Annotated in this window: 4 protein-coding genes; all 4 read right to left on the reverse strand. The window is 66.2% G+C overall.

Annotation, left to right across the window (positions count from 1 at the left end; genetic code table 11):
• Positions 1-748: MFS transporter (locus tag WBV89_RS10370; protein ID WP_423981267.1), on the reverse strand; the 748-nt coding region annotated here is incomplete at its 3' end.
• 84 nt (positions 749-832) lie between these two features.
• Positions 833-2,449, reverse strand: a complete 1,617-nt coding sequence (locus tag WBV89_RS10375; RefSeq protein WP_423981268.1) for a phage tail sheath family protein — start codon at positions 2,447-2,449, stop codon at positions 833-835.
• Positions 2,450-2,555: 106 nt separating this feature from the next.
• The gene (locus WBV89_RS10380; RefSeq protein WP_423981269.1) at positions 2,556-4,124 is read right to left on the reverse strand and encodes an SDR family NAD(P)-dependent oxidoreductase; all 1,569 of its coding nucleotides are present in this window, start codon (positions 4,122-4,124) and stop codon (positions 2,556-2,558) included.
• 60 nt (positions 4,125-4,184) lie between these two features.
• On the reverse strand, positions 4,185-4,365 hold a 181-nt coding region (locus WBV89_RS10385; protein WP_423981270.1), incomplete at its 5' end, for a TrmH family RNA methyltransferase.

The raw sequence follows: 4,365 nt of genomic DNA on the forward strand, positions 1-4,365 counted from the left end.
ACGCCGCACCGGAACCTCCGATTCCGAGTGACCCGACGGCGAGGACGACCACGAGCACATCGAACGCCCCGACGAGCAGGAACGTGGCGCTGAGAGCGATGACAACCTCCCTGGGCGCGCTCGAGCGGGCGAGCGCCCGCGCGCCTTCTTCGAGTTGCCGGAACGCTCCGTCTCCCGCGTGACCGACCGGAGCGAGCGGCGGTACGAGATCGCGCAGCGGGAGCACGAGCAGGGCAGCGATGACGAGGCATCCGGATCCGGCCGCGTAGACGGCACCCGGTGTCGAAACCGCGAGGATCAGCCCTGCGCACGCCGGCGCGAGAAACAGACCAATGCTCAAGATCCACCCGGTGATCGCGTTCAACGCAACCAACTGATCGGCTGTCCGAGCGATCCCCGGCGACGCCACTGCATGGGCCGGGTGCGTGATCACCAGCAACACGGACGTCGCAGAACCGAGGGCATAGGTGACGACGGGTGGCGCCCCCGAGAGCAGCGCTGCAGCGGCGACGCCCATGACGAGTGCCTGCGCCCCATACGCACCGACGAGGACTCGGGTCGCACCGAACCGATCGATCAGCGGACCGGCAAACGGAGCGAGCAGCGCGGTCGGGATGAGCAGGGCGAGCGACACGACGCCGGTCGCCGTCGCACCCCCTTGCGAGTACGCGTACACCAACATCGCCACCCACGGCCCGAACTCCGCCATCCGATACAGGGCGAGCGCCGCCCCTTCCCTCCGGAGCATTCGGTTGGCGGCAAGTGCACGAATTGGAGACGACTGAGCTCCCAAGCGCGCGACCCTACATTCCGCCTCAAACGCTCCTTCCGCTCACCGATCGGTGATCTGGGAGATCCTGATGACCACGAACTCCGCCGGATACAGCGGAGCACAACCCACATCGATGTTCACCCGGCCGGCGGCCTGATCGGCTGGTGTGGTCGTCGTGGCGTCACATGCGACGAAGTAGGCATCCTTCGCCGACGATCCTGCGAGCGCGCCCTGCTTGTAGAGCGAATCCATGAACGAACCCACGGACAACCGCAATGACGCCCACAGTGCCTCGTCATTGGGCTCGAACACTGCCCAGTTGGTTCCTCGGGCCAGGCTGGCTTCGATGTACAGCGCGGTTCGGCGCACGCTGACGTACTTCCACTGGCTCTGCAGGAGGTCCCCGCCGGCCATCGTCCGCGCGCCCCAACTCACCGTGCCGATGAGTGGGAACTCGCGAATCACGTTGATCCCGAGCGGGTTCAGTCTCCCGTTGTCGGCGTCGTCGATCTTGGCGGTCACCCCGACCGCGTCAACCAGTGCGGCCGCGTTCCCCGCCGGGGCCTTCCACACGCCGCGCGACGAGTCCGTTCTTGCGTAGATCCCTGCCAGAGTGCCCGACACCTCGGTCTCCATGGACGGCCCACCGGATCTCGCCGGGTCCGGAATCTCGATCCGCGGGAAGTAGACCGCGCTGTGGTCGGACGTGGACCCGAGTCCCAGGAACCATCGTTCGACGTCGTCGACCTGAACGGAGGTGTCCTTCGAGCTGTCGATCACCGCCTGGGGCACATCGACGATGAAGAACGCCCGATGCGTCTCACAGAACGATGACGCATCCAGATATGCGTCAGCCCACGCGTCGGCGTCGAACGCCGCCATCGCCGGCAGGCACAAGATGTTGAACACCGACGGTGCGATCGACGGCAGCGTGTAGTACCCCGTCGGCGCTCGATCGACCTCCGGATCACCGGGGTCGCCGAGGGCGCCGCGTCCGGAGATCGAGAGGTCGTCGACGCCACCCGTGAAACGATTCGCCGCAAACCTCGCGTCGGTCGGATCGCTGACGTTCCCCGGGTCGGTGACGTCGTGAGGCGCTGCTCTGGTCCTCGACGATCGAGCGGTCACGATCTTCACCGGGCCGTGTGTACGCACCAGTGCGGACTGGTGGTAAAGGACATCGGTGACGAAGTTCGGGTGCTCGGGATCGGTACTCAGACCGGAGTAGATCTCGGACGTGACGACCGTGGGAGACGGGGACGACCGCGACAGTTCGCGGATCGCCAGGTCGAAGAGACCTGGGTCGTGCGTGTTCGGTTGAGTGGCTGCTTCGATCTGGTTGCCCCAGGTGCCGGGACCGTTGGCCGTGAGCCCGACCTCCTTCAGCTCGACCGTGGCCGAGACCGCCCGGTCACCTGTGATGCGCACGACGTAGGCGGTGGAACCGCCATTCAGAAAGAACTGAGAGATGCCGTAGCTCGCCCTGCTCGCGCGGTCGAACCCGCCGAACATGGACTCGAACTCACGCCAGCCGGAGATCTTCTGCGGCACGTTCGCCGGTCCTCGCTCGAACACATCCACGAATGCCGTGTTGGAGGTGGGGTCGCCACCGATGACGTGGCTCGTACTCGGCGCCTCCTGGATGTAGACACCCGGGTACTTCGGCGTGACTGGCATCGGGACCCCCTGGTTCCGCCTGACCGCGTTCGGCGCGGAATGTCCGGCGTGATGGAGCCAAGGGTAACGATCCTGTTCGGGCCGTGCCACGAGAAGCGGGGCAGCGCTACCAATCCGTGGGTGCGTAGTCCTTGAGGAACTGGCCCCAGACATGAGTGCCGGTGTTCAGCCCGTCGACGATCGGGTCGACGATGCGCGCAGCACCGTCGACGATGTCGAGCGGCGGATGGAACCGGTGCTCGGATGTCTTGGCGGCTGCAACCGCCACGGGATCCTCGTCGCTCACCCAACCCGTGTCGACGCTGTTCATGTTGATTCCAGAGTCGTGATAGTCGGTCGCTGACGTCCGAGTCATCATGTTCAGCGCGGCCTTGGCCATGTTGGTGTGGGGGTGTTTGGTCGTCTTGCGCGGCCGGTAGAACTGGCCCTCGACCGCCGAGACGTTGACGATGTGCTTGTGGCCGCCCGGTGTGGCTTCCATCAACGGTTTCAGCCGGGCGTTGAGGACGAACGGTGCAACCGCATTGACGAGCTGCGTCTCGAGCAGCTCCACCGACGACACCTCGTGGAGTTGAAGCCGCCACGAGTTCCGCCCGCGCAGATCGACCTGCTGGAGATCCTGGTCGAGCTGACCGGCCGGGAACAGCGTGTCGACAGTCGGTCGATCCTCCGGAAGCAACACGGTCTGCGACAGCACGGCGGCGTTCGCGAGCCCGGGCACGTCGGACGGCTCCGCTGGTCGCGCCACGTCGTCGGACACCGCGATGGGGGCGAGCGCCCGCTCACCCGCGCGGAGCACCTCGTACGAACCGACCAACTGGAGCACGTGATCGGGAAGCGAGCCGAGCGCGGCGGTCTCGTTCTCCATCATGTGTTCGTAGAACCCGGGTGGTCGGCGCACGGTTTGACACGCGTTGTTGATGATCGCGTCGAGACGGGTCCGCGTGGATGAGACGTGCGCGCAGAACGCTTCGACGCTCGGGGTGTGGCGCAGGTCGAGTCCGAAGATCTCCAGACGGTCACCCCACTCGACGAAATCGGGTTCGGCGGCGTATCTCTCGGCCGCGTCGCGTGCGAATCGGGTGACGACGATCAGTTCGGCGCCGCAGCGCAGCAGTTTGATTCCGGCCTGATAGCCGATCTTCACCCGTCCACCGGTGAGCAGCACGACCATGCCCGACATGTCGGCGAGTTCACCGCGTTTGGCGAAGTTGAACTCCGCACACGACGGACACAGCTGGTCGTAGAAGTGGTGAACCTCCTGGTAGCGGACCTTGCAGATGTAGCAGTGCTGTGGTTCGAGCGTCTCGCGGAACGGTGGGTCGTCCGGATCATCGTCGACGTCGAACTGGTCGAAGTGTCGAGGGGCGAAGACGTCGGGCGTGGTGAACACCGGCTTGGCGCGGAGCGACCTGATCCCCGTCTCGTCGAGGGTCGCCTCGTCACGTTCCAGTCGCTCACTGCGGCGTCGTTGCTGGAGCAGCTTGGTCCGCCTGCGACGAATCTCCGGGTCGGCACAGAAGACATCGCCGGCGGCGTTCAGGAAGTCCGCCCGCTCGTCGGCGTCGAGTTCGGCGAGCATCTCCGGCGCCGAGATCACATCGCGGAGCGCAGCGAGCGTCTCGAGCAGCCGACGGCGCGTCCCGTCCTGCGCGCTCGGCTCCCGTGAGTCCATCGTCGGAACCTATCCCGGCGCGATTCGACCCGGCACCCGGGTCGACGCGCGACGAGAACGTCAGTCGCGTGAGATCGCGGCGAGGGTGATCGCCGCCGCGTGGCCCACGTTCAACGAGTCGACCTTCGAACTGATCGGAATCTTGACGCGCCGGGTCGCGCGCTCGAGCACGGCCGCTGTCAGGCCGGGGCCTTCGGCGCCGAGCACGATCGCCAATCGTTCGGGCACCGCCGCGTCCCAC

This window comes from Ilumatobacter sp., assembly GCF_049588435.1.
Lineage (GTDB): Bacteria > Actinomycetota > Acidimicrobiia > Acidimicrobiales > Ilumatobacteraceae > Ilumatobacter_A.